Genomic DNA, 20638 nt, shown 5'->3' with positions numbered 1-20638 from the left:
GGGGCATGTGCGGGCGGATGCCACGCGAAACGGGTCGTTTCCCACGTGCGCCTTGTTCGCGCGCGACCATGACGCGACGTTGGCGGGCATGAGACTCCCCACGCTCTTCGTGCCGCATGGCGGCGGTCCCTGCTTCTTCCTGAACCCCGGCGCGCCGCCCGATCCGATGTGGCGGCCGATGCAGGCATATCTGGCAGGGCTGATCGCATCGCTGCCCACACGGCCGAGGGCGATCCTGATGGTGTCGGGCCATTGGGAAGCGCCGGTCGCGACCGTCCATGTCGGCGAACGGCCCGCGCTGCTGTACGATTATTACGGCTTTCCCGAACATACCTATCGCCTGCGCTGGGATGCGCCGGGCGCACCCGATGTCGCCGCGCGGGTAGCGGCGCTGCTGGGGCGGGCTGGCCTTGCGACCGATACCGAGACGACGCGCGGGTGGGATCACGGCGTGTTCGTGCCGATGATGGTGGCGGTGCCCGACGCCGACATCCCGCTGGTGCAACTGTCGCTGATCGACACGCTCGATCCCGTCGGGCATGTCGCGCTGGGGCGGGCACTGGCCCCGTTGCGCGACGAAGGCGTGCTGATCGTCGGGTCGGGGATGAGCTTCCACAACCTGCGCGCACGGGGGCCGCAGGTGACGCCGGTCGCCGCCGGATGGGATGCGGCGCTGACGGCCGCCGTCACCGATCCCGATCCTGCCGCCCGTGCCTTGCGCGTCACCGCGTGGGAAACCCTGCCCCACGCCCGCTTCGCCCATCCGGAAGCCGAGCATCTGCTGCCGCTGATGGTCGCGCTCGGCGCGGGCGGCGAGGATCGCGCGGTATGCGACTATCGCGATACGGTGCTGGGCTGGGTCGTCTCCGGCTATCGCTTCGGGTGACGCAAGAATGTTGCGCTCCCCCCCACCGGGCTGGCACAAGGGGGGAAACAACCGCAACCGGCGGCAAGGAGAGACGATGCTCGAAGCACTGGAGGCTTTGGAGAAGCGGCGCGCAGGCGCCCGCGCGGGCGGCGGCGAGAAACGGGTCGCGGCACAGCACGCCAAGGGCAAGCTGACCGCGCGCGAGCGGCTCGAGGTGCTGCTCGACCCCGGCTCGTTCGAGGAGCTCGACATGTATGTCGAGCACAATTGCGTCGATTTCGGCATGCCGGATCAGGTGATCCCCGGCGACGGGGTCGTGACCGGATCAGGCACGGTCAACGGGCGGCTGGTCTATGTGTTCAGCCAGGACTTCACCGTGTTCGGCGGATCGCTGTCCGAACGGCATGCGCAGAAGATCTGCAAGATCATGGACATCGCGCTGAAGGTCGGCGCACCGGTGATCGGGCTGAACGATTCGGGCGGCGCGCGCATCCAGGAGGGCGTCGCGTCGCTCGGCGGCTATGCCGAAGTGTTCCAGCGCAACGTGCTGGCCTCCGGCGTGGTGCCGCAGTTGAGCCTCATCATGGGGCCGTGCGCGGGCGGCGCGGTGTACAGCCCGGCGATGACCGACTTCATCTTCATGGTGAAGGATTCGAGCTATATGTTCGTCACCGGCCCCGATGTGGTGAAGACCGTCACCAACGAGGTCGTGACCCAGGAGGAACTGGGCGGCGCGATCACCCACACGACCAGGTCCTCGGTCGCCGACTGCGCGTTCGAGAATGATATCGAGGCGCTGCTGGCGGCGCGCGACTTCATCGATTTCCTGCCCGCCTCCAACCGTACCGGCGTGCCCGAGCGGCCCGGCGACGATCCGTGGGACCGGCTGGAGCCCAGCCTCGACACGCTGATCCCGCCCAGCGCCAACCAGCCCTATGACATGCACGAGCTGATCGTACGCACCGTCGACGACGGCGAATTCTTCGAGCTGCAGCCGGGCCATGCGGGCAACATCCTCATCGGCTTCGCCCGGATCGAGGGGCGCACCGTCGGCATCGTCGCCAACCAGCCGATGGTGCTGGCCGGGTGCCTCGACATCAATTCGTCGAAGAAGGCGGCGCGGTTCGTGCGCTTCTGCGATGCGTTCGAGATTCCGATCGTGACCTTCGTCGACGTGCCCGGCTTCCTGCCCGGCGTCGGACAGGAGCATTCGGGAATCATCAAGCACGGCGCGAAGCTGCTGTTCGCCTATGCCGAGGCGACGGTGCCCAAGATCACCGTCATCACCCGCAAGGCCTATGGCGGGGCCTATGACGTGATGGCGTCGAAGCATCTGCGCGGCGACCTGAACTATGCCTGGCCGACCGCCGAGATCGCGGTGATGGGGGCCAAGGGCGCGGTGGAGATCATCTTCCGGTCGAAAGACCCGGCGGAAGTCGCGGCGCGGACCGCGGAATATGAGGCGCGCTTCGCCAACCCGTTCGTGGCGGCGAGCAAGGGGTTCATCGACGAGGTGATTCTGCCGCACTCCACCCGGCGGCGGGTGGCGCTGGGGTTGCGGAAACTGCGGAACAAGAAGCTCGAGAATCCGTGGAAGAAGCATGACAATATCCCGCTTTGATCGCCGTTGCCTCGGAGGGACGCCATGCCGCTCGGCCGCCTGAACCATGTCGGCATCGCCACGCCGTCGATCGAAGCGTCGATCGAGACCTATCGCACCCTGCTCGGCGCCGAGGCGATCGGGGTGCCGTTCGACCTGCCGGCGCAGGGGGTGAAGGTGTGCTTCATCGACGCACCCAATACCCAGATCGAATTGATCGAGGCGTATGACGATGCGTCGCCGATCGCGGGGTTCCTCGCGAAGAATCCGGCGGGCGGGCAGCATCACCTGTGCTTCGAGGTGGCGGACATCCATGTCGCGGTCGCCGAACTGGTGGCGAAGGGCGCGCGCGTGCTGGGCAGCCCGCGGATCGGCGCACACGGGACGCCGATCGTGTTCGTCCATCCGCGCGACATGGGCGGGGTGCTGGTGGAGTTGATGGAGTCGCCTGAGCACTGAGCGTCATTCCGGCGCAGGCCGGAATCCATGGATACGAGCGTTATCGATGGATTCGTGAACACCCGACACAATGGATTCCGGCCTTCGCCGGAATGACGAGGAGTCTCTCTCGACACCGCCGCCCAACTTTGTTTGAGTCGTGCCCATGACCACCATCGTCCGCAAGCCGCCTGGCGGCCCCTCGCCCGTTCGTGCCGATTTCGGTCGCGATGTCGCGGCAAGGCTCGCCGCCGTGCCCGGCATCCGTCGCGCCAAGACCGACGCCGCCGTGATCTTCGCGCTGCCCGACTTCCTGTCGGCGGAGGAATGCCGCTTGCTGATCGCGACGATCGACCACGGCAGCCGCAAGTCGACGCTGCTGACCAGCAGCCACGATCCGAACTTCCGCACCAGCGACAGCTGTGACCTCGATCGCTGGCACCCGCTGCTCCAGCCGATCGACGAGAAGATCGCCGACCTGCTCGGCATTGCGCGCGAGCATGGCGAGACGATGCAGGGGCAGCGCTATGCGCCGGGGCAGCAGTTCCGGGCGCATAACGACTATTTCAACGAGAACGAGCCCTATTGGGCGTCGATGGCGGTCCAGGGCGGGCAGCGGACGTGGACCGCGATGGTCTATCTGAACGAGGTCGAGCAGGGCGGCGCGACATGGTTCCCGCAGGCGGGCGTCCGCTTCAACCCGCGGCCCGGCATGCTGGTCGCGTGGAACAACATGAACCCGGACGGCAGCCCCAATACGGCCACGCTGCACGAGGGCATGGCGGTGGTCGAGGGGACCAAGTACATCATCACCAAATGGTTTCGCGAACGGGCCTGGACGCCGACGATCGAGCCCTGACGGCGCCGGTTCCGCCCCTCCCTGACCGGGATTTCGCTGCAAGAACCTCCCTTTCGTACCCCGGCGAAGGCCGGGGTCCAGGAGTCCCGGGCGCAAGCCGCTGTTCTACCTGGCTCTGGACCCCCGCCTGCGCGGGGGTACGGCAGGATCAAGTGCTGACCCTGGACTTTCGCGGAGGAATCCCTTTCAGCGAGGGGAGTGTCGGAGAATCAATCCACCCGGATGCGCGTGCCCGTGTCGAAGCCGTCCGCCATCAGTCGCACGATCGCATCGGCCACCCGCCCGGGCGGCTTGACGCTCTGCGGGTCCTCGCCCGGATAGGCACGCTCGCGCATCTTCGTCCGCGTGGCGCCCGGATCGACGATCGCGGTGCGCACCGGCGAGATGTTCGCCATCTCCAGACCATAGCTGGCGACGATATTGTCGAACGCCGCCTTGGACGCGCCGTACATGCCCCAATAGGCCCGCGGCTTGGCCCCGACCGAGGAAGTGACGCCGACCACGCGGCCCGCCCTTGCCAGCCGCAGCATCGGCGAGAAGGCGGCGATCAGCGCGGCGTTGGCGGTGACGTTCAGCGCCATCACCTTGTCGAACTCCTTCAGGTCGAACGACGGCACCGGTCCCAGCGTGCCGAGCGAACCGGCGTTCAGCACCAGCATGTCGAGCGCGCGCCACCGCTCGGCGATCGCCGAGACGAGGCGGGGAATCGCGGTGAGATCGTACAGATCGACCGGGGCGATCGTGGCCGATCCGCCCGCGGCATAGATCGCGTCCTCGACCGCCTCGAGCCCGCCCGCCGTTCGTGCGACGAGGACGACATGCGCGCCCTCCGCCGCCAGCGCCGTGGCGGTGGCCGCGCCGATCCCGCGGCTGGCGCCGGTGACGAGCGCCAGCTGCCCCTTCAACCGGTCACTCATCCGACACGTTCGGCCAGCATCGCGAGTTGATCGACCGTCGTCGTCTCGTCCTGATCGGTCAGCGGCGTCGGATAGTCGCCGGTGAAGCAGGCATCGCAATATTTCGGGCGGACGGCGGTGCGCGACGCCTCGCCCAATGCCCGGTACAACCCGTCGATCGAGACGAAGGCGAGGCTGTCGGCCTGGATATAGTCGGTCATCCCGCCCAGATCGAGCTTGGCCGCGAGCAGCTTGGCGCGCTCGGGCGTGTCGACGCCGTAGAAGCAGGAATGGCGCGTCGGCGGCGAGGCGATGCGCATATGCACCTCCGCCGCGCCCGCATCGCGCATCATCTGCACGATCTTGAGCGAGGTGGTGCCGCGCACGATCGAATCGTCGATCAGCACGATCTTCTTGCCCTCGATCAGCTTGCGGTTGGCGTTGTGCTTCAGCTTGACGCCGAGGTGCCGCACCTTGTCGCCCGGCTGGATGAAGGTGCGCCCGACATAGTGCGAGCGGATGATGCCCAGCTCGAACGGGATGCCCGACGCCTGGGCATAGCCGATCGCAGCGGGGACGCCCGAATCGGGCACCGGGATCACCAGATCGGCATCGACCGGATTTTCCTGCGCCAGTTCGGCCCCGATCGCCTTGCGCACCGAATAGACCGAACGATCGTCGCTGATCGAATCGGGCCGCGAGAAATAGACCCATTCAAAGATGCACGGACGCGGGGACAGCGGCGCGAACGGGCGGATCGAGCGGAGTTCACCGTTCTTGACGATGACCAGCTCGCCCGGCTCCACCTCGCGCACGAATTCCGCGCCGACCACGTCGAGCCCGACGGTCTCCGACGCGAAGATATAGGCGTCGCCCAGCCGCCCCATCACCAGCGGACGGATGCCCAGCGGGTCGCGGCAGGCGATCATCCCCTCGGGCGTCATGCAGATCAGCGAATAGGCGCCTTCGACCTGCTTCAGCGCATCGATGAAGCGATCGAGCAGCGTGCGATAGTTGGACGTCGCGACGAGGTGGATGATGACCTCGGTATCGCTGGTCGACTGGAAGATCGATCCGGTGCGTACCAGATCCTTGCGCAGCCGCATCGCGTTCGACAGGTTGCCGTTATGCGCCACCGCGAACCCGCCCGACGCCAGTTCGGCGTACAGCGGCTGGATATTGCGGTTCGACGTCTCGCCGGTGGTCGAATAGCGGACATGGCCGCAGGCGGTGGCGCCGGGCAGCGCCTCGATCACGTCGGGGCGGTCGAAATTGCCCGCGACATGGCCCTGCGCGCGCTGGGTATGGAACATCGCCCCGTCCCAGCTGCAGATGCCCGCCGCCTCCTGGCCGCGATGCTGGAGCGCATGCAGGCCCAGCGCCACCAGTGCGGCCGCGCCGTCCGCGCCGGAAACACCGAAGATGCCGCACTCTTCGCGCAGCTTGTCGTCGTCGAAAGGATGGGTGGTGAACATAGGCCCTTCCGGGGATAAGCGTGTCACACGACCGCCATATAGGCAGGCGAATTCGATTTGTCGCCCTTTGATCGCCGATTGCGGCGGAACCATGTTTGGGGATAGGGGTTGCGGCGATGGAAAACCGCGACACCGGCATGGTGCTGAACCCCAGATACGACGCCGACGGATTGCTGACGGCGATCGCGGTCCATGCCGAAACCCTCGCCCCGCTGATGGTCGCGCACATGAATGCCGACGCGCTGCGGCTGACGCTCGAGACGCGCGAGGCGACCTTCTGGTCGCGCAGCCGGGCGCGGCTGTGGAAGAAGGGCGAGACGTCGGGCAATGTCCTGCGCGTGGTGGAGGCGCGGATCGATTGCGATCAGGACGCGCTATGGCTGCGGGTGATTCCCGCCGGGCCTGCCTGCCATACCGGGGCGGAAAGCTGCTTCTTCCGCCGGATCGAGGGGGATCGGCTGGTCCCGGCGGCATGAGGGTCGCGGCGCTGCTGGTGGTGCTGCTGGCGGGATGCTCGCCGGGCGGGCCGAACCGGCAGGCGGATGCGGGTACCACGCTGGAGGAAGCGGCGATCGCGCGCGGCGTGGTCCGCGATCCGGCCTCCACCGCGATCACCGGCCTGTATGCGCGCGAGGGCGACCGGCTGTGTCTGGTGGAGCAGGATTCGTCGGCGCGGGTCGGCATGTTCATCGATTACGGCGACGGCATCGGGTGCAGCGCCCGCGGGACGGCGGAGCGTGCGGGCGACCGGCTGGCGATCGACCTGGGGCAAAGGTGCCGGTTCGACGCGGGGTTCGACGGCGACCGCATCCGCTTTCCGGGCGCGCTGCCGGGCAGTTGCGCACGGCTGTGCACGCGGCGGGCATCGCTGGCCGGTCTCGCGCTCGATCGGCTGAGCGAGAGCCGGTCGGAGGCGCAGGCGTTGCGCGATCCGCGGGGAACGGCGCTGTGCGGGTGAGACTTATCTCCCCTCCCTGACAGGGAGGGGTCGGGGGTGGGTCGGCCAGCGAGGGAGCGGTACGCTTGCCTCACACCAACCCACCCTCAGCCCCTCCCTGACAGGGAGGGGAGCAGTCAGATCCCCTTCGCCGCCGCCAGCGCCCGTTCGCGCGCCTCGCGGTGGCCGATCAATTTCCGGGGATATTCCTCCGGGCAGCACCCCGCCGCCTCCGGGTCATGGATCGCCGCGTCGGACAGATGCGCCAGTTCGGGCACCCAGCGGCGGATATAGTCGGCGGCGTCGAACTTCTCCGACTGGGTGAGCGGGGCCATGATCCGCCCGAACATGTTGGAATCGACGCCGGTGCCCGCGACCCATTGCCAGTTGACCGCATTGTTGCCGTAGTCGGCATCGACGAGGCAGTCCCAGTACCACCGCTCGCCCTCACGCCAGTCGATCAGCAGGTGCTTGATGAGGAACGACGCGGCGATCATGCGGACGCGGTTGTGCATCCAGCCGATCTGCCACAGCTGGCGCATGCCCGCATCGACGACCGGATAGCCGGTGCGCCCCTGCTGCCATGCCCGAAGGTCGCGCTTCGCCTCGGCGCCGGTGCGCCATTTCAGCCTGTCGTAGCGGGGGCGGCCGTTCGCGTCGGCGTAGTCGGGCATCGACAGGATCACGCCGCTGGTGAAGTCGCGCCACGCCAGTTCCTTGCGGAAGGTGGTCAGGCTGTCGCCCGATCCGGGCAGCGCGTGCCAGATCTGGCGCGGGGTGATCTCGCCGTGGTGCAGGTGCGGCGACAGGTTGGAACTGCCGTCGATCGAGGGCAGGTTGCGGGCCTCGCCGTATGCGTCGATGCGGGATGCGAAGGATTTGAGCGCCTGCTTCGCGCCTTCCTCGCCGGGGGTCCATGCCTTGCCGAAGGCGATGGACCAGTCGGGCCGGGTCGGCAGCAACTTCCAGTCGGCAAGCGTGTCCGACCTAGGCCATCCGGCGGGCGCATCGATCCGGCGCGGGGCGGTGACGGGTTCTTCGGGCGGAAGCTGCTGGACCAGCGCCTTCCAGAAGGAGGAATAGATTTTGAACATGCCGCCCGATCCGGTCGTGACCTGTTCGGGCGGACGCAGGTGGTTGCCGTCGTGGAGCGTCAGCCGGTCGTCGAGCGCGTCCTGCGCCTTCACCCACCAGGGTTCGTAGTGGCGCATGGCGTGGATGCCGCCCGCGCCGGTTTCCTTGATCAGCGCGTGCAGTTCCTTGACCGCATCGCCGCGGCGCAGGATCAGGCGGCTGCCCCTGGCTCTCAGCGCTTCGTCCAGCGCGGCGAGGCTGTGGTGCAGCCACCAGCGCTGCGCCCCGCCGATCGCCCAGTCGCCCGGTGCCGTGTCGTCGAGGATATAGACCGGGATCACCGGCCCGGCCGCTGCCGCTGCCGCTGCGACCAGCGCGGGTTGATCCGACAGGCGAAGGTCCTGGCGCAGCCAGAGGAGGACGGGTTCGGTCATGCGGGGACGTTACGCCCGCGCGACGACCCCGGTTCCCTCCGCGACGGCGAAGATCGACGCGACATGGCGGTGCGCCACCTCGAGCAGATCGCCGTAGCCGCCGCCCAGCGCGCTGGCGATCGGCAGCCCCCGCGCCCTTGCCAGCGCGCCCATCCAGCGGTCGCGCGCGTCGAGCCCGGCCTGCGTCAGCGCCAGCCGCCCCAGCCGGTCGCCCGCGAACGGATCGACCCCGGCCTGGTACAGGATCAGCGACGGTGCGAAGCGGTCGATCAGCGGCACCAGCGTCGCGGCCAGCGTGGCGAGATATTCGTCGTCGCCCACCCCGTCCGCCAGCCCCACGTCGAGCGTCGAGCGGGCCTTCCTCGCCGGGAAATTCTTCTCGGCATGGATCGAATAGGTCGCAAGCCCGTGCCGCCCGGCGAGCAGCGATGCGGTGCCGTCGCCCTGATGCACATCGACATCGACCACCAGCACCCGCGCGCACGTCCCCTCCTCGACCAGCCGGTTGGCGGCGATGGCGAGGTCGTTGAACACGCAATAGCCCGCGCCGGTATCGGCCAGCGCATGGTGGCTGCCCCCGGCGGTATTGGCGGCATAGCCATGGTCGAGGGCGACCAGCGCGGCGGCATAGGTGCCGCCGGGCACCGCCTGTGCCCTCAGCGCCATCGGCGGGGTGACGGCGAAGCCGATGCGGCGTTCCTTGGCCGGGGGTACCCGCGCCGCGATCACCTCGGCGACATAGGCGTCGTCGTGCACCGCCTCGATCCACGCGCGGGGCATGTGCATGCCGCCGTGCCAGCGCACATCATCGCCGCGCTCGATCAGCAAGTCGCGGACCAGCCCGTTCTTGCCCCAGCGATAGCGGCTCCCCGGCGGCGCCTCGGCGACGTAATCGGGATGATGGACGACATGGATCATGCCGCATAGCTAGGCGTTCGACCCCCGCCGCGAAAGCGGCCCGTATGGAGACGCCGCTTGCCCGACCCCTATGTCCGCCCCGATGTGGCGGTGTTCCTCGACTATCTGACGCGCATGCCGGGGCCGAAGATGCACGAGCTGGACGCCCCCGCCGCCCGCGCGCAATTCGTGGCGATGAAGGACGTCGCCGATCTGCCGGTCGGCGACCTGGCGGTGATCCGCGACATGGACATTCCCGTCGCGGGCGGCAGCATCCCGGCGCGGCTGTTCGACGCACGCGACGATCGCGTGGCCGGGCCGGTGGTGGTCTTCTATCACGGCGGCGGCTTCGTGATCGGCGACATCGCTACCCATGCGGCTTTCTGCGCGGAGATGGCACGGACGCTCGACCTGCCGGTCGTGTCGGTCGCCTATCGCCTCGCCCCCGAACATCCATGGCCGACCGCACCCGACGATGCGGAAGCGGCGGCGCGGTGGATCGCGACGGCACCCGAAGCGCTCGGCCTGAAGGTCGCGTCGCTGGTGCTGGCGGGCGACAGCGCGGGGGGCAAGCTGACGATCACCACCGCCATGGCGCTGCGCGATGCCGCGGCGGCGGTGCCGGCGATCGCGCAGTTCCCGATCTATCCGGCGGCGGATTTCTCGCGGCCCTATCCGTCGTTCGAGCAATTCTGCTCGGGCTATCTGCTGACGCGCGAGGGGTTGCAGTATTTCGCCGATGCCTATCGATCGGACCCGGCCCATGTCCGCGCGTCGCCGCTGCTGGGCGACTGCCACGGCCTGCCGCCCGCGCTCGTCCTGACCGCCGGCCTCGACCCGATCCGCGATCAGGGGCGCGCCTATGCCGCGAAGCTGGCCGAAGCGGGCGTGGCGGTGACGTTCCGCGAGGCGCGCGGCATGATCCACGGCTTCGTGACGCTGCGCCGCGCGATCCCGTCCAGCGTCGGCGACGTGGCGGGTGCGCTCAAGGTGCTGAAGGCGATCGTGGCGGAGGCGGAGGCGGACCGGGTGATGGCGCAGGCGGCGGGCACGCTTCCCTCCCCCGCCCCGACCGTCTAGGAACCCGCCGATGGACAAGACCGCCCTTCCCTATCGCCCCTGCGCGGGCGTCATGCTGATGAACCGCGCGGGACAGGTGTTCGTCGGCCAGCGGCTCGATTCGACGCTGGAGGCGTGGCAGATGCCGCAGGGCGGGATCGATCCCGGCGAGGATGCGATCGCCGCCGCCGTCCGCGAACTGCGCGAGGAAACCGGCGTGCAGGCCGACAAGGTCCGCCTGATCGCGGAGGCGCCGGAGGAACTGTTCTACGACCTGCCCGACGACATGGTCGGCCGGATCTGGCAGGGCAAATGGCGCGGGCAGCGGCAGCGCTGGTTCCTGTTCGCCTTCGACGGCGAGGACAGCGATATCGACATCGCGACCCCCGAGCCGGAGTTCCGCGCGTGGCGCTGGGCCGATCCGCAAGACCTGCCGGGCATGATCGTGCCGTTCAAGAAGACGCTGTACGAAGCGGTACTGGCGGCATTTTCCCCGCACCTGCACCGATGAACCGCCCCGTCGTTGCGACGGGCCGTTCACGCTGGCGCAAGCGGATCGGCTATAGTCGCCGCGCATGCTGAACCCCGCGCTCCTCCTGCCGCTCGGCGCCTATTATGCGGAACTGCCGCCCGAGCCGGACATGCCGATCGAGCTTCGGACGATGCTGGAGGAGGCAATGGCGTCGGGCAACGACGGCGACGTCGCGACCATCGTGAAATACGCCCGCAAGGCCGCGCCGAAACATGCGCAGAAGATCGCCGAACTGGCGTCGCACTATACTTTCGAGCGGACCGAGAAGAACGTGAAGATGCTGCGGACCGCATCGTTCGGTGCCCTCATCAAGGGGCGGGCCGAGATCGGCGGCTGGATCAACGGCGGCAATTCCAACACGCTGGGCGTCACCGCCGTGCTCGACCTGTCGCGCGAGGGCTATCGCTGGCGGCACAAGCTGAAGTTGCAGGCGGATTATCAGGAGAACAACAACGTCACCAGCCGCGAACATTATCTCGCGGCGTTCGAGCCGAACTACAAGGTCGACGACCGGCTCTATGTCTATGGCGCGGCGCAGTATGAATCGGACCAGTTCCTGGGCTATTTCGATCGCTATTCGGCGTCGGGCGGCGCAGGGTACACGGTGCTGGCGCGCGGGCCGGTGACGCTCGACCTCGAACTCGGCCCGGCGTTCCGCTACACCAGCTTCACCGACGGCAATGTCGAGCGCAATCTGGCCGGGCGCGGATCGTTCGACCTCGACTGGAAGCTGACCCCGGCGCTGACCTTCCGTCAGGATACCTCCGCCTATCTCCAGGCGGCGAACAGCACCGTCACCAGCCTGACCGCGATCGACGCCAAGCTGCTGGGGCCGCTGTCGGCGCGTTTCTCCTACAACATCCAGTATGAAAGCCTGCCGCCCGCGGGCCGGGTCAATACCGACACCACCGGGCGTGCGTCGCTGGTCTACGCCTTCTGAGCGCGCTAGAGCGGGGCATGGAGAGACTGTCCCCGGACGAACGGCGGCTGATCGAGCACATCGACGGCGCGGCGATGCTTGCCCAAGTGGAACGCTGGGTCGCGGTCAACAGCGGCACGCGCAACCTTGCCGGGCTGGCGACGATGGCCGGGCTCCTGGCGGATGCGTTCGCGGTGCTGCCGGGCGATATCGAACTGGTCGAGCCTGCGCCGGTGGAGGCGGTCGAGCCGGACGGGCGCATCCGCGCGATCGACCATGGCCGCCACCTGCTGCTGCGCGTGCGTCGGCAAGCGCGCTGCCGGATGCTGTTCACCGGGCATATGGACACGGTGTACGGGGCCGACCATCCGTTCCAGACCGCGCGCTTCAGCGAACCGGGTGTCCTCAACGGCCCCGGTGCCGCCGACATGAAGGGCGGGATCGCGGTGATGCTGGCCGCGCTGGCGGCGGTCGAGGCGAGCGGGATCGCGTCGGACTTCGGCTATGACGTGGTGCTGAACGCCGACGAGGAGACCGGCTCCTTCGCCTCCGCCGCGCTGATCGAGGCGCAGGCCGCGGGCAAGGTCGCCGCCTTCACCTATGAGCCCGCGCTGCCCGACGGGACGCTCGCGGGCGCACGCGGCGGCACCGGCAATTTCTCGCTGACCGTCGCCGGGCGCAGCGCGCATGCCGGGCGCAACCCGGAGGAAGGGCGCAATGCCATCGTCGCCGCCGCCGATCTCGCGCTGCGGCTGGCCGGGGAGCGTCGTCCGGGCCTTGCGGTGAACCCGGCGCGGATCGACGGCGGCGGGCCGAACAACGTCGTGCCCGACCATGCGGTGCTGCGGGTCAACTTCCGGCCGAGGGGCGCGGACGACATTGCGCGGGCACAGGCGGCGATCGACGGCGCGGTGGCGGCGGTGGCCGCGGCGCACGACGTCTCGGTCCATACGCACGGCAGCTTCAACCGCCCGCCGAAACCGATCGACGCGCAGGCCGCGCGGCTGTTCGCGCTGGTGCAGGCAGCCGGGGCCGACATGGGCGTGCCGATCGGCTGGCGCGACACCGGCGGGGTGTGCGACGGCAACAACATCGCCGCACAGGGCGTGGCGGTGATCGACACGATGGGCGTGCGCGGGGGCGCGATCCATTCGGCGGAGGAATATATGATCGTCGACAGCCTGGCCGAACGCGCTGCGCTGTCGGCGGTCGCGATCGCGCGCATCGCGCGAAAGGGGGGATTGTGACGTTCCGCATCCGTGCCGCGCGCGAAGACGATCTGAAATATCTGTATGAAATGGCCAAGCTGACCGGCGGCGGCTTCACCAACCTGCCGCCCGATCGCAACGCGCTGACGACCAAGCTGGAACGCAGCGCCGTCGCCTTCAGCCACGAGGAGGATGCGCCGCGCGACGAGGCGTTCGTGCTGGTGCTGGAGAATATCGACACCGGCGAGGTGCGCGGCACGTCGCAGATCTTTACCAAGGTCGGGCAGCGCTGGCCCTTCTATTCCTATCGCGTCGCGACGCTGACCAAGCACAGCGAGGCGCTGGGGCGGACGTTCCGCGCCGAAATCCTGAACCTCGTCAACGACCTGGAAGGATCGAGCGAGGTCGGCGGGCTGTTCCTCCATCCCGGCGAGCGGGCCGGCGGGCTGGGGCTGCTGCTCGCCCGCTCGCGCTACCTGTTCATCGCGCGGCACCGGGGGCGCTTCGCCGACCGGGTACTGGCCGAGTTGCGCGGGATCATCGACGAGGCGGGCGGTTCGCCCTTCTGGGACGGGGTCGCCGGGCGGTTCTTCGGCATGACGTTCCAGGATGCCGACCAGTTCAATGCGATCCACGGCAACCAGTTCATCGCCGACCTGATGCCGCGCCATCCGGTCTATATCGCGATGCTGCCCGATGCGGCGCGCGCGGTCATCGGCCTGCCGCACCCCACGGGGCGCGCGGCGATGCGGATGCTGGAGAACGAGGGCTTTGCGTATGAGAACTACGTCGACATCTTCGACGGCGGCCCGACGATGACCGCGCGGACCGACCAGATCGCGACGATCCGCGGACGGCGCGAGGCGAAGGTGGTGGCGATCGCCGAGGGGGGCACGCCGTCGATCCTGTCATGCGGGCGGCTGGCCGATTTCCGCGCGGCGCTGGGCGACGTGACGGTGCGGGACGACGGCATCGCGATCGACGCAGGCGCCGCGCGGGCGCTGGGCGTCGAGGTGGGCGCGACGCTGTGCCATGTGGCGCGCTGACATGCTCACCGAGATCAACTTCGACGGGATCATCGGCCCCAGCCACAATTATGCCGGGCTGAGCCACGGCAACCTCGCCGCGACGCGCAATGCGGGCGCGGTGTCGCGCCCGCGCGCGGCGGCGTTGCAGGGCGTGGCGAAGATGCGGGCGAACCTCGCATTGGGGCTGACCCAGGGCATATTGCTGCCCCATGCCCGGCCCGACCGGCGGTGGCTGGCGGCGCTGGCGACCGACTATGCGTCCGCCGCGCCGCATCTGAAGGCGCAGGCGCTGTCCGCTTCGGCGATGTGGGCGGCCAATGCCGCCACCGTCTCGCCCGCGCCGGATACGGCGGACGGGCGCTGCCACCTCTCGGTCGCCAATCTGGTGACGATGCCGCATCGCAGCCACGAATGGCCGCAGACGCTGGCACAGTTGCGCACCGCCTTCGCCGATCCGGCATTTGTGGTGCACGGCCCCGTCCCCGCCCCGTTCGGCGACGAGGGCGCGGCGAACCATATGCGGCTGTGCGAGCAACACGGCGCGCCCGGCTTGGAGGTCTTCGTCTATGGCGTCGGCGGCGGCCCCTTCCCCGCGCGTCAGCATCGCGAGGCGGGCGCGGCGATCGCGCGCGCGCACGGCCTGTCGCCCGCGCATACCCTGTTCGTGCGCCAGTCCGACATGGCGATCGCGGCGGGGGCATTTCACAACGACGTGGTGGCGGTCGCCAACGAACGGGTGCTGTTCGCGCACGAACAGGCGTTCGAGGATCGCCTGCAATTCCACGCCGACCTGCGCGCGGCGATGCCCTCGGTCGAGATCGTCGAGGTACCCGCCGACCGGGTCAGCCTGTCGGACGCCATCGCCTCCTATCTGTTCAACGCGCAGCTGGTGACGTTGCCTGAGGGCGGCGGCATGGCGCTGATCCTGCCTGCCGAGGCGCAGGCGACGCCCGCCGTCTGGGCGTGGTTGCAGGAACTGGTCGCGGGCAACGGGCCGATCCGGCGGCTGGAGGTCGTCAACGTCCGCGAATCGATGGCGAACGGCGGCGGCCCGGCCTGTCTGCGGCTGCGGGTCGTGGCCGATCCGGCGACGATCGACCCGCGCTTCCTCGTCGACGACGCCCGGCTCGACCGGATCGCCGCGCTGATCGAGGCGCATTGGCCTGAGGCGATCACACCCGACGATATCGGCGATCCGGCATTGATCGCGCAGATCGAGGCCGCTCGCGCGAAGCTGCTCGAAACGCTCGACCTTGTCGGGTTAATTGACATTTAACCATATTGCCGGAGTCCAGAACCGCGGATATCCGTTGGTGGCATAGTGCTTGCGAGGTACCTTGCCATGCTGACCCGCCTCAAGAACCTCTTCACCATCAAGTCCAAGTTCGAGGCGTTCCTCGTCATCTACGGCCTTGCCGTCGGCGCGACCGAGCGCGGCGTGGGCTATGTCGAGCAATATCCCGGCGTCATCGGCTGGTTCCTGTTCGCGCTGTGCCCGATCGCGGTGTTCATGGCGGGCGCGCGCATCCTCGATTCGATCGACGCGGAGCGGGCGTTGCGCTAACCGGTCGCCATGCCTCGTGAGATTACCGCCTATTCCAACCCGCAGGTGAAGGCCGCGCGCAGCTTGCGCGAAAAGCGCCATCGCCGCGAACAGCGCCGCTTCCTTGCCGAAGGGCTGCGCATCCTGACCGAGGCGCGCGAGAGCGGGTGGCTGCCCGCCGAACTGTTCTTCGCCAGCGACGAGCGCCACCCGCTGCTCGATACGCTGATCGCCGAGACCGAGGCGTCGGGCGGCATGGCGATCGCGACCACCCCCGACATTCTTTCCAAGCTGTCGGGCAAGGACAATCCCGGCGCGGTCGTCGGCGTCTATGACGAGTTTCCGACCGATCTTGCCGCGATCGACCGGCGCAACGCATCGCTGTGGCTGGTGGCCGAACGGCTGCGCGATCCGGGCAACCTCGGGACGATCCTGCGCACGGCGGATGCGACGGGTGCGGGCGGGCTGATCCTCGTCGACGATTGCGTCGATCCGTTTTCGGTCGAGGCGGTGCGCGCCAGCATGGGCGCGATCTTCACGGTCAGCGTGGCACGAACCGACTGGGCGTCCTTCCACGCATGGCTGCGCAGCGGACCGGGAACGCTGGTGGGGTTGAGCCTCGACACCACGCACGACTATCGCGCGGCGACCTATCCCGATCCGACCTTCCTGCTGACCGGGAACGAGGCGCAGGGGATGCCGCAGCACATGGCCGATGCCTGCGACCTGTTGGTCAAGATTCCGATGCTGGGGCGCGCCGACAGCCTGAACGCAGCGGTGGCGACGGCGGTGATGGCGTACACCGTACTGGGCCAGCATCGCCCGGCCTGAACCTTTGCGGGCACGGCGCATTGAGGCGGCCATGACCCGTCCGACCTTCGCCGCCCTGCCCGCCGTTGAACTCGATGCGCTGAGATCGCCGACGATCGTGCTGTTCGGCGCGAGCGAGGCGACGCCGTACAACAGCGCCGAGCCGAGCCATTCGGCGGATGCTCCCGCAGCGATCCGCAGCGCGTCGATCGGCTTTGCGCGGCAATTGTCGCAGATCGATTTCGACTTGGGCTTCACCCCCTTCCCCGATTCGAAGGATGCGCGTGGCGTCAGCGACGCGGGCGATATCGAAACCAGCCCTGAGGACGCGGCGGGCAATCGCGAACGGATCGAGGCGGCGACGCGCGCGGTGCTGGTGGCGGGTGCGGTGCCGTTCCTGCTGGGCGGCGACGATTCGGTGCCGATCCCGTTCGCGGCGGGTTTTGCCGAGGCGGGGCCGCTGACCGTCGTGCAGGTCGACGCACATGCCGATTGGGGCGACGTGATCCTCGGCGAACCGCTCGGCTATGGCTCGCCGATGCGGCGGCTGGCGGAGATGGACCATGTCGAACACATGATCCAGATCGGGGTACGGGGCCTGGGCAGCGGTGGCGCGTGGCAGATCGACGATGCGCGGAACTGGGGCAGCCGGATCGTCACCGCGTATGACCTGATCCGCCACGGCATCGACGCCGCGATCGCGCAGGTGCCCGCAGGCGGGCGCTATCTCGTGTCGATCGACTGCGACGGGATCGACCCGGCGGCGTTCCCGGCGGTGGCGATGCCGACGCCGGGCGGTCTGCGCTACGAAGAGGTCGTGCTGCTGCTGCGGGGGCTGGCGGAGAAGGGCACGATCGCCGGGCTGGTGCTGGCCGAATATGTGCCGAGCCGCGACGATCCGCAGCGGCTGTGCGCGCTGATGGCGGCGCGGATCGTCGCGGTGGCGATGGGGCTGGTGCTGGGGGCGGTGGACTGATCGCCCTGTTTCGTCACTCCCGCGAAGGCGGGAGGCCATAGTCGTAGCGGTCGCGCTTCCTGCCGGGAGGGTAGCGTATATGGATTCCCGCCTGCGCGGGAATGGCGGCGGGTTTCCGGCGGCAGCCGAAGCCGTCATTCCGGCGAAGGCCGGAATCAATGGATTGGGTGACGTCTCGGCAAGAAGGGCAACGTGGCCGCGTCCCTGGATTGCGGCTTTCGCCGGAATGACGGGTGTAGTCGCGTTATTGTGCCCTGCGCCGGAATGACCGCGGGCACCGGCCTACCCCGCCGCCGCATCCTCCGCCTCGGCAATGGCCACCGTCAGCTTCGTCAGCGGGCGCGGCGACTGTTCGACGATCGGCAGCGGGTCGATCGACTTGCCGCCGGTATCGATGTTCAGCGCCTCGAACCGCTTGGCCGAGGTCATCACCTGCGATTCGAGGCTGCCGACGAAGGCGTTGTAGGCGGTGTTCGCGCCCTCCAGATTCTTGCCGAGACGCGCGACATGCTCGCCCATCTTGGCGAGGCGCGCGTGGAGTTCGCGGCCGAGCAGCCCGATCGCCCTCGCCTCGCCCGCCATCTTCTCCTGCCGCCATACCGCCGCGACGGTGCGGGCGATGGCGATCAGGTTGGTCGGGGTGGCGATCAGCACCCGCCGGTCGAACGCATAGTCCCACAGGTCCGGCGCATGTTCCAATGCCGCGGCGAGGAAATGCTCGCCCGGCACGAACATCACGACGTAATCGGGCGTATCCTCGAACTGCGCCTGATAGCTCTTGGCCCCCAGTTGATTGACGTGGTTCTTCATCGAGGCGACGTGCGCCGCCATGAACGCCGACCGCTCGCCCTCGTCCACCGCGCCGTGCGCGTCCTGATAGGCGTTGAGCGACACCTTGGCATCGATGATGAGGCTTTTGCCGCCGGGCACCTTGACGATCGCGTCGGGGCGCAGCCGCCCCTCCCCATGATCGACCGATACCTCCATCCGGAAATCGGTATGTTCGGCCAGCCCGCAGGTTTCCAGCACGTTGCGCAGCTGCTGTTCGCCCCAGCGCCCCCGCGCCTTGGGGGCGGAGCGCAGCGCGTTGACGAGCTTGGCCGCCTCGCTCTTGACCGATTCCTGCCCGATGCGCATCGCGTCCATCAGGCCCTTCAGCGTACCATACGCCTCCTGCCGCTCGCCCTCGACCTTGCTGATGCTGGCCTCGTAGCGCCGGAGCGTCGCCTCCACCGGGGCGAGCAGCGCCTTGAGCTTCATCTCGTTGGTGTCGCCCGCCTGCGCGAAACGTTCGTTGGCGCGGGTGAGGAACGCGCGCTGCGCCCCGTCGAGCATCACCTGCGCGGTTTCGCGGAACTGCGCCGCCATCGCCTCGCGCGCGTCCTTGAACTCGGCCAGCCGCTCCTCGAACGCGGCGGCATTGGCCTTGAGCGCGGCATGTTCCAGCAGGATCGCATCGCGATCGGCCCGCACCTCGGCCAGCTCGACGCGCAGCGACGGCACCTCGCGCGCGCGCTCGCTGGCCAGCGCAAGGTCGGCGATCGCCTGCTTGAAGTCGTTCTCGCGCCGGTCGCGTTCGTCGCGCAGCAACTGCACCTGGCGACTGCCCGCCAGCCAGCCGATGACGAGTCCGGCCAGCAGTACGGCGATGACGACGAGCAGAAGAACGGGATCCATGCGATACTCCGGGGGAACGGAGTAGGAACCTACCCGTCGCGCGCCGTGGCATCAAGCGATGGCGGACGCGGTTCGTCGCAGCCCTTGCGCATCACATGCGTACCGCGGCGAAGGCCGGGCTCCAGTGGCGAGGCCTGCGTACAGGCTGCTGTCCGTTCCGAACTGTACCCCGGCCTTCCCCGGGGTACGGCGGTATCGAAGCCCGCTTACGCCGCCTTGCGTGCCTTGTTCAGCTTCTTGATGACCATGTCGCGCTTCAGGCGGGACAGATGGTCGATGAACAGCACGCCGTTCAGATGATCCATCTCGTGCTGGAGGCAGGTCGCCATCAGCCCTTCGAGCCATTCGTCATGGGCGTCGCCCTTCTCATCGAGCCACTTGACCCGGCAGCGCGCGGGGCGGACGACATCGGCGAACTGTTCGGGGATCGACAGGCAGCCTTCCTGATAGACCGACTGTTCGTCGGACGTCTCGACGATCTCCGGGTTGACGAACGCATGGGGCGCCTTGACCGGCTTGCCCTCCTCGTCCTGTTCGTCCTGGAGGTCGATGACCAGCACCCGCCTGGGCACCGCGACCTGGATGGCGGCGAGGCCGATGCCGGGGGCGTCGTACATCGTCTCGAACATGTCGGCGATAAGCGTCCTTACCTCGTCGGTCACGCCCTCGACGGGTTCGGAGACGAGGCGGAGGCGGGGATCGGGAATCTCGATGATCGGAAGAATGGCCATGACGCCCTAGCTAATAGCACAGTTTGCCGCGTCAAGCGACCGGGCGACGCGCGCGCAGCGCCTGCGCCAGCGTCCCCTCGTCGAGATAGTCGAGCTCGCCGCCGACCGGCAGGCCGTGCGCCAGCTGCGTCAGGCGCACCGGATATTTCTCGATCCGCTCCGCGATGTAATGGGCGGTGGTCTGCCCCTCCAGCGTGGCGTTCATCGCCAGCACGACCTCGTCGATGCCGCCGCCTGCGACGCGGGCGACCAGCGCGTCGATCGACAGGTCGTCGGGCCGCACCCCCTCCAGCGCCGACAGCCGACCGCCCAGCACATGGAAGCGCCCCGGAAACAGCCGCGAGCGATCGAGCGCCCACAGGTCGGCCACCTCCTCCACCACGCACAGCGAACGGTCGTCGCGGCGCGGATCGGTGCAGATCGCGCACGGATCGGTGGTGTCGACATTGCCGCAGGTCGAACAGGTAGCGAGGGTACGCGCCACCCGGTCGAGCGCCACGAGCAGCGGATCGAGCGCCGTCTCCCGCTTCTTGACCAGATGCAACACCGCGCGCCTGGCGGAACGGGGGCCGAGGCCGGGAAGGCGGGAGAGCGCCTGTGTCAGCGCGTCGATTTCGGGAGAAGCCATCGTGCCCCAAGATAGGGGGTTGCAACCCTAAGCGCCACGGTGTCGAGAG

Annotated in this window: 22 protein-coding genes; 15 read left to right on the top strand and 7 right to left on the bottom strand. The window is 68.5% G+C overall.

Going from position 1 to position 20638, the window contains the following annotated elements:
* Nucleotides 1-88: 88 nt before the first annotated feature.
* The 4 genes from ABLE43_RS04745 to ABLE43_RS04730 all read left to right on the top strand — a co-directional run bounded on the left by ABLE43_RS04745 (nt 89) and on the right by ABLE43_RS04730 (nt 3765).
* Nucleotides 89-886, top strand: a complete 798-nt coding sequence (locus tag ABLE43_RS04745) for a DODA-type extradiol aromatic ring-opening family dioxygenase (protein ID WP_348977331.1) — start codon at nt 89-91, stop codon at nt 884-886.
* A 76-nt stretch (nt 887-962) separates the two neighbouring features.
* The gene (locus tag ABLE43_RS04740; RefSeq protein WP_348977330.1) at nt 963-2489 is read left to right on the top strand and encodes an acyl-CoA carboxylase subunit beta; all 1527 of its coding nucleotides are present in this window, start codon (nt 963-965) and stop codon (nt 2487-2489) included.
* Between the two features lie 24 nt (nt 2490-2513).
* The gene (gene mce / locus ABLE43_RS04735) at nt 2514-2927 is read left to right on the top strand and encodes a methylmalonyl-CoA epimerase (protein ID WP_348977329.1); all 414 of its coding nucleotides are present in this window, start codon (nt 2514-2516) and stop codon (nt 2925-2927) included.
* Between the two features lie 145 nt (nt 2928-3072).
* Nucleotides 3073-3765, top strand: coding sequence for a prolyl hydroxylase family protein (locus ABLE43_RS04730; RefSeq protein ID WP_348977328.1), 693 nt, complete (start codon nt 3073-3075; stop codon nt 3763-3765).
* A 209-nt stretch (nt 3766-3974) separates the two neighbouring features.
* Here ABLE43_RS04730 and ABLE43_RS04725 read toward each other — a convergent pair whose 3' ends face one another.
* Both ABLE43_RS04725 and purF read right to left on the bottom strand, forming a co-directional pair.
* The gene (locus ABLE43_RS04725) at nt 3975-4682 is read right to left on the bottom strand and encodes an SDR family NAD(P)-dependent oxidoreductase (protein ID WP_348977327.1); all 708 of its coding nucleotides are present in this window, start codon (nt 4680-4682) and stop codon (nt 3975-3977) included.
* Nucleotides 4679-6136, bottom strand: a complete 1458-nt coding sequence (gene purF / locus ABLE43_RS04720) for an amidophosphoribosyltransferase (protein ID WP_348977326.1) — start codon at nt 6134-6136, stop codon at nt 4679-4681. Before purF ends, ABLE43_RS04725 begins: the two co-directional genes overlap by 4 nt.
* A 116-nt stretch (nt 6137-6252) precedes the next feature.
* Here purF and hisI point away from each other — a divergent pair, with 116 nt between their 5' ends.
* Nucleotides 6253-6612, top strand: a complete 360-nt coding sequence (gene hisI / locus ABLE43_RS04715) for a phosphoribosyl-AMP cyclohydrolase (RefSeq protein ID WP_348977325.1) — start codon at nt 6253-6255, stop codon at nt 6610-6612.
* Nucleotides 6609-7094, top strand: a complete 486-nt coding sequence (locus ABLE43_RS04710) for a hypothetical protein (protein ID WP_348977324.1) — start codon at nt 6609-6611, stop codon at nt 7092-7094. Before hisI ends, ABLE43_RS04710 begins: the two co-directional genes overlap by 4 nt.
* Before the next feature lie 116 nt (nt 7095-7210).
* Here ABLE43_RS04710 and ABLE43_RS04705 read toward each other — a convergent pair whose 3' ends face one another.
* Nucleotides 7211-8581 carry a cryptochrome/photolyase family protein gene (locus ABLE43_RS04705; RefSeq protein WP_348977323.1) on the bottom strand — a complete coding sequence of 457 codons (1371 nt, stop codon included), beginning with the start codon at nt 8579-8581 and terminating at the stop codon, nt 7211-7213.
* A gap of 9 nt (nt 8582-8590) precedes the next feature.
* Nucleotides 8591-9499, bottom strand: coding sequence for a histone deacetylase family protein (locus ABLE43_RS04700; RefSeq protein ID WP_348977322.1), 909 nt, complete (start codon nt 9497-9499; stop codon nt 8591-8593).
* 57 nt (nt 9500-9556) lie between these two features.
* Between ABLE43_RS04700 and ABLE43_RS04695 the strand changes: the two genes are divergently transcribed.
* The 9 genes from ABLE43_RS04695 (at nt 9557) to ABLE43_RS04655 (ending at nt 17553) form a co-directional block, all read left to right on the top strand.
* A complete protein-coding gene (locus ABLE43_RS04695) occupies nt 9557-10558 on the top strand; it encodes an alpha/beta hydrolase (RefSeq protein WP_348977321.1) in 1002 nt (333 codons plus the stop codon).
* A 10-nt stretch (nt 10559-10568) separates the two neighbouring features.
* A complete protein-coding gene (locus ABLE43_RS04690) occupies nt 10569-11048 on the top strand; it encodes an RNA pyrophosphohydrolase (RefSeq protein ID WP_348977320.1) in 480 nt (159 codons plus the stop codon).
* A 64-nt stretch (nt 11049-11112) separates the two neighbouring features.
* Entirely contained in the window at nt 11113-12009 is an 897-nt protein-coding gene (locus ABLE43_RS04685; protein WP_348977319.1) for a DUF481 domain-containing protein, read from the top strand.
* Nucleotides 12010-12026: 17 nt separating this feature from the next.
* Nucleotides 12027-13235 carry a hydrolase gene (locus tag ABLE43_RS04680; RefSeq protein WP_348977318.1) on the top strand — a complete coding sequence of 403 codons (1209 nt, stop codon included), beginning with the start codon at nt 12027-12029 and terminating at the stop codon, nt 13233-13235.
* Nucleotides 13232-14242: an arginine N-succinyltransferase gene (locus tag ABLE43_RS04675; protein ID WP_348977317.1), complete on the top strand. Its 1011-nt coding sequence runs from the start codon at nt 13232-13234 to the stop codon at nt 14240-14242. The genes ABLE43_RS04680 and ABLE43_RS04675 overlap by 4 nt, the downstream gene beginning before the upstream one ends.
* Nucleotide 14243: 1 nt before the next feature.
* Nucleotides 14244-15500 (top strand): N-succinylarginine dihydrolase, encoded by a 1257-nt coding sequence (locus ABLE43_RS04670; RefSeq protein ID WP_348977316.1) that lies wholly within the window; start codon nt 14244-14246, stop codon nt 15498-15500.
* Between the two features lie 66 nt (nt 15501-15566).
* The gene (locus ABLE43_RS04665) at nt 15567-15788 is read left to right on the top strand and encodes a hypothetical protein (RefSeq protein WP_348977315.1); all 222 of its coding nucleotides are present in this window, start codon (nt 15567-15569) and stop codon (nt 15786-15788) included.
* Between the two features lie 9 nt (nt 15789-15797).
* A complete protein-coding gene (locus ABLE43_RS04660; protein WP_348977314.1) occupies nt 15798-16598 on the top strand; it encodes a TrmH family RNA methyltransferase in 801 nt (266 codons plus the stop codon).
* A gap of 31 nt (nt 16599-16629) precedes the next feature.
* Nucleotides 16630-17553: an arginase family protein gene (locus tag ABLE43_RS04655; RefSeq protein WP_348977313.1), complete on the top strand. Its 924-nt coding sequence runs from the start codon at nt 16630-16632 to the stop codon at nt 17551-17553.
* 282 nt (nt 17554-17835) lie between these two features.
* Here the strand turns inward: ABLE43_RS04655 and ABLE43_RS04650 are convergent, their stop codons facing one another.
* The 3 genes from ABLE43_RS04650 to recR all read right to left on the bottom strand — a co-directional run bounded on the left by ABLE43_RS04650 (nt 17836) and on the right by recR (nt 20589).
* The gene (locus ABLE43_RS04650) at nt 17836-19230 is read right to left on the bottom strand and encodes a DNA recombination protein RmuC (protein WP_348977312.1); all 1395 of its coding nucleotides are present in this window, start codon (nt 19228-19230) and stop codon (nt 17836-17838) included.
* A gap of 206 nt (nt 19231-19436) precedes the next feature.
* Nucleotides 19437-19961, bottom strand: a complete 525-nt coding sequence (def, locus tag ABLE43_RS04645) for a peptide deformylase (protein ID WP_348977311.1) — start codon at nt 19959-19961, stop codon at nt 19437-19439.
* Between the two features lie 31 nt (nt 19962-19992).
* On the bottom strand, nt 19993-20589 hold the full coding sequence (recR, locus tag ABLE43_RS04640; protein WP_348977310.1) for a recombination mediator RecR: 597 nt from the start codon (nt 20587-20589) through the stop codon (nt 19993-19995).
* Between the last annotated feature and the right edge of the window lie 49 nt (nt 20590-20638).

It is taken from the genome of Sphingomonas silueang (assembly GCF_040049155.1).
Taxonomy (GTDB): domain Bacteria; phylum Pseudomonadota; class Alphaproteobacteria; order Sphingomonadales; family Sphingomonadaceae; genus Sphingomonas; species Sphingomonas silueang.
This window is presented reverse-complemented; position numbering and strand designations above follow the sequence as displayed.